The organism is Kitasatospora sp. NPDC058063, from assembly GCF_042885395.1.
GTDB lineage: Bacteria > Actinomycetota > Actinomycetes > Streptomycetales > Streptomycetaceae > Kitasatospora > Kitasatospora lactacystinica.
On the sequence record NZ_JBHVSD010000065.1, the window covers coordinates 1 to 4,235 of the forward strand.

Here is a 4,235-nt window from a genome sequence, read left to right on the forward strand (position 1 = left end):
CCGATGGTACTGCAGGGGGGACCCTGTGGGAGAGTAGGACGCCGCCGAACAATTCTTCAGAAGAACCCCCATCCGGGATCCGGATGGGGGTTCTTTGCATTTCCAGAACTGCGCGATCTATTCGTCGGAGCCGGAGCCGGAGCCGGAGCCGGAACCGGAACCGGAACCGGAACCGGGCTCCGGTCCCGTCCCGGGTCGCGCCTTCTCGGTGGGCTCCTGCCCTTGGGCCTGGGCCTGCTGCTGGTCATCCGGACGCGGCGTCCGGGAAGCCTGTGCTGCCGGCGAAGGCTGACTCGACCCCTGATCCGACGGCTGGTCCGTCGCCGGAACCGACGGCTGATCCGTTGTCTGAGCCGGTTCGGCGGGAGCCACCGAGCTCTCCGCCGTCCCCCAGGCCGGGCGGCCGAGCCACTTGTCCGCGCTGTTGGTGAGACGGGCGACGCCCGTACCGTCCGGCCGCATGCTGTAGAGGTCGGCGCCGGCACCCGAGGGCGCCTGGGCGAAGACGATGGACTTGCCGTCGGGTGCGTAGGCGGCGGTGCCGTAGTAGGTGTCCGAGGGTGCGGGGGTGAGGGCGCCGATGGCGCTGCCGTCGGGGTGCACGGTGTAGATGCCTCCGCCGGGGGCGTTGTCGGGGCCGGCCGGGTAGGTGGTGAAGAGGATCTGGGTGCCGTCGGGGGACCAGTCCGCACGGTCGCCCGCGCGCAGTTCCCAGGGGGTGAGCTGGCGCAGCCCGGTGCCGTCCGCGCTGACGACGTAGATGGCGCGGCTGCCGGCGGGCTGCCCCGTGGCGCTGGTGCGGTACTCGAAGGTGAGCTGCTTCCCGTCGGGGGACCAGCTGGGGTTGCTGACGATGCCGGAGTAGGGCTTGTCGTTGGTGAGGAAGGTGAGCCGCTGGACTTCGGTGCCCTCGGGGCTCATCAGGTAGAGGTCCGAGTACTGGATCTGGCGGCTGCCGGTCGAGTCCTGGGCGCCCCAGGATCGGCTGAAGGCGACCTGCTTGCCGTCCGGGGAGAAGGCGGGGGCCCGTTCGTCCTCGTTGGCGCAGTCGGCGGTGCCGCTGTCGCAGAGCTGGTTGATCTGGTGTTCGGGTCCGCCGTTGGTGGGGACGGTCCAGAGCCGGGCGGTGCCGCTCTGCGGGTCGGTGCGGTCGAAGGCGATGGTGGTGCCGTCGGGGGACCAGTCCGGGCGGTCGTCGAGGGCGCGCGCCGGCGGCTTGGTGACCTGGTGCTGGCCGCTGCCGTCGGGGGAGAGGGTGACGATGGCGCTGCTGGTGCGGGCGGAGTCGGTGTACGCGCGGCTGACGATCAGGCCGTTGTGTGCGGTGGCCGCGGGCGCTCCGACGGCCGCACCGACCACGCCGGGGGTCTCGGCCGGTCTCGTCTCGGGGGTGCTGGTGGGAGTCTCCGGCCGGATCTCGGAGAGCGGGATGTCCCCGGGTTCGGCTCCGCAGCCGGTGAGCAGGGTGCCCAGAAGCAGAAGGCCCGCACCGGCGCTCGCGCGGGTGCGGGCCCTGCCCGTGGGTGACTGCCGTGTGCCGGTGGTGATCCGTGCCATCTCCGCCTCCGAGCCTTTCGACCGTTCCGACGTGTGCCCCCGCCGCGGATTCAGGACGAAGGCCCCTGGAAGGAGCTGTCACTGTGTCAGACGGGTGGCGTCGGCGGTCGGGCGACACGCGACGGAGAGTTCCCGCTCGGTCGCACGGAGTAGACGGAGGGCGGGGGAGGCGGGGAGGCCGGCAGGAGGGGCGGAGAAGAGAGGAGAAAGGAGAGAGAGGGGGGGAGAAAGAGCTGTCAGTCCCGGGCGGCGCGGCGCTCGGCCCGGGCGAGGGCCTCCGCCTCGTCCTCGGCCTCGGCGACCTCCAGGGTGGGGGCGGTGCCACCGAGGTGGGTGGGCAGCCACCAGGTGTCGTCCTGGCCGGAGGGCTTGGCGGGGTACTCGCGCTGGGCCTGGTCGAGCATCTCGCTCATGGCGGCGCGCAGCCGTCGGGTGACCATCACGGGCTTGTCGTTCGGTCCGAGGTGGATCGGTTCGCCGATCATGATGGTGACCGGGACGTGCCGCTTGGTGAGGGTCTTCGGGCGGCCCTTGGTCCAGAGCTGCTGGGTGCCCCAGAGCACGACGGGCAGCAGCGGGGTGCCGGAGTCGGCGGCCATCCGGGCGGCGCCGGTCTTGAACTTCTTCAGCATGAAGGAGCGGCTGATGGTCGCCTCGGGGAACACCCCGACCACCTCGCCGGCCTTGAGGGCGCGCACGGCGGCCTCGTACGCGGGCTGCCCGTCGGTGCGGTCCACCGGGATGTGCTTCATGCCGCGCATCAGCGGGCCGGAGATCCGGTGCTTGAAGACGTCGTCCTTGGCCATGAAGCGGGTCTTGCGCTTGCCGCCGCGGTACGCGCCGAGGCCTGCGAAGAGGAAGTCCAGGTAGCTGATGTGGTTGCTGACCAGTACCGCTCCCCCCCTGGCGGGGATGTGTTCGGCGCCCACGATCTTGATCCGCACGTCGAGCGCGCGGAAGGCGGTGAGTGCGGCGCCGATCACCGGCGGGTACACGAACTCTGCCACGGTCAGTCCTGACTTCCACGGGCCGGAGCCCGGTTCGGCGGGTACCCGCTCCGTTGTGCGGGCGGCGCCGACCGGAGCACGGCACTCCGCGGCGGTCACGGGTGATTCACGGAGATGATCCCCCGAACGAGTGCCCGCTGTCACCTGAGGCGTGCGGTCAAGCGAATTTTGGCGGTGTGATCTCCGTGATGAATTCGAACGGGAACTTTTCCGCCGCGCACATCACGCGCCGGCGGTGAGTCGGCCCTGGGCGCGCCGGACCAGGGGGTAGAGCTCGCTGCCCACGCAGTAGCCGAACGCGGCGTTGGCGAAGGCGGCGGTGAGGGCGGCCGAGCAGGCCAGCGCACCGAGCCAGGTCACCTCGGCGCAGTAGCCGAGGGCGCCGACCGCGGTGAACACCATGAGGATGCCCTGGTCGAAGCGGAGCGGCCGCTCGTCCTCGGTCTCGGAGGGCGGTGCGAGCCGGGGGAGCACGAGCGCCTGGAACAGCCGGACGTACGGGGCCATGCGCAGGCCGCCGAAGGCACCGAGGGCCAGGACGAGCGTCTGGGCGGCCAGGAGGGGGCAGTTGCCGGTGCGCAGGACGACGGCCAGGACGATGGAGGTGAGCGCTGCGGCGAGGCGGGAGCCGCGGGGATCGGTCTGCAACGGTGGCTCCGGGGGTCGCGACGGGCGGCGGCAGCGGCGGGGCGTCGGCGGCGGGCGTCAGCGTCGTCGGTGGAGGACGGCCCGGGCCGTGGCGGTGACGCGGCGGCAGGCCGGCGGCGGCGTTGGGCGACAGTCGGAATCCACCGGCCGATCGTACGTGGCCGGGCCCTGGCGGTCGACCGTGTTTCGGGCGCGGAGGGCCCTGCCGCAGACTGGGGGGATGACCTGGCCGCCGGTGCGTGTTGTGGTGCCTCGACGGTGGCCGGGACCGGCCCGCCGTGGGCCGGGCGCGGGATCGGGAGTGACGGGAGGCCGAGGGTTGAGCACCGAGGACGGGGCGGTACGGCTGTCGGAGGCCGAGTTGGGCGGGCCGCTCGGCGTGCGGGCGACGCTGGTGCAGTTCTCGACGGCCTTCTGCCAACCGTGCCGGGCCACCCGGAGGGTGCTCTCCGAGGTGGCCGGGATGGTCGACGGGGTCGAGCACGTCGAGGTGGACGCGGAGGAGCGGCTGGAGCTGGTCCGCCGGCTGGAGGTCCGGCGGACGCCGACCGTCCTGGTGCTGGACGGGGAGGGCCGGGTGGTGCGGCGGGCGGCGGGGCAGCCGCGCAGGGCGGACGTGATCGCGGCGCTCGGGCGCGTGGTGTGAGCGTGGTGTGAGCAATCCGGCGGCAGTTGTTCCGCCCCGTCGGGTGGAGTCGGCTCCGGGCTGGGGCAGGATGGGCGCAGGCGGCGGGAGCGGCCGCACGGCATAAGCTACTGGCCAGTAGTGACCGCTGCACTACCGGCGAGTATGCTGCCAGGAAGTTCCGGACCGGCACGGGAATTCGCTGCCCGGAGCGGGTGCGTGCCGTGTTCGCGCCCGCTTGCACCGCCGCAGCCGCCGGACGAGACCAGTACAGGAGACAAGGCCGTGAGCTTGAGGATCGTTGTCTGTGTGAAGCACGTGCCGGACGCGACGGGTGACCGTCGTTTCGCGGACGACCACACCACCGACCGGGAGGGTGTGGACGGCCTCCTGTCGGA

Annotated in this window: 4 protein-coding genes and 1 pseudogene; 2 read left to right on the forward strand and 3 right to left on the reverse strand. The window is 72.2% G+C overall.

The genetic code is table 11. The features are described 5' to 3' along the window. Positions 1 to 117: 117 nt before the first annotated feature. The 3 genes from ACFVUY_RS43150 to ACFVUY_RS43160 all read right to left on the reverse strand — a co-directional run bounded on the left by ACFVUY_RS43150 (position 118) and on the right by ACFVUY_RS43160 (position 3,212). On the reverse strand, positions 118 to 1,557 hold the full coding sequence (locus tag ACFVUY_RS43150; RefSeq protein WP_387737349.1) for a hypothetical protein: 1,440 nt from the start codon (positions 1,555 to 1,557) through the stop codon (positions 118 to 120). Between the two features lie 236 nt (positions 1,558 to 1,793). Continuing rightward, complete coding sequence (locus tag ACFVUY_RS43155) at positions 1,794 to 2,564, reverse strand: lysophospholipid acyltransferase family protein (RefSeq protein WP_387737350.1); 771 nt, start codon at positions 2,562 to 2,564, stop codon at positions 1,794 to 1,796. 222 nt (positions 2,565 to 2,786) lie between these two features. After that, positions 2,787 to 3,212: a DUF4395 domain-containing protein gene (locus tag ACFVUY_RS43160; protein WP_359915560.1), complete on the reverse strand. Its 426-nt coding sequence runs from the start codon at positions 3,210 to 3,212 to the stop codon at positions 2,787 to 2,789. Positions 3,213 to 3,531: 319 nt separating this feature from the next. Between ACFVUY_RS43160 and ACFVUY_RS43165 the strand changes: the two genes are divergently transcribed. Further along, entirely contained in the window at positions 3,532 to 3,858 is a 327-nt protein-coding gene (locus ACFVUY_RS43165; protein ID WP_387737351.1) for a TlpA family protein disulfide reductase, read from the forward strand. A gap of 264 nt (positions 3,859 to 4,122) precedes the next feature. Then, positions 4,123 to 4,235, forward strand: a pseudogene (locus ACFVUY_RS43170) (electron transfer flavoprotein subunit beta); the annotation flags it as partial.

Bases quoted from the DNA above. Each gene is read 5' to 3' on its own strand.
- ACFVUY_RS43150 (WP_387737349.1), bottom strand. From the start codon at position 1,557: ATGGCACGGATCACCACCGGCACACGGCAGTCACCCACGGGCAGGGCC.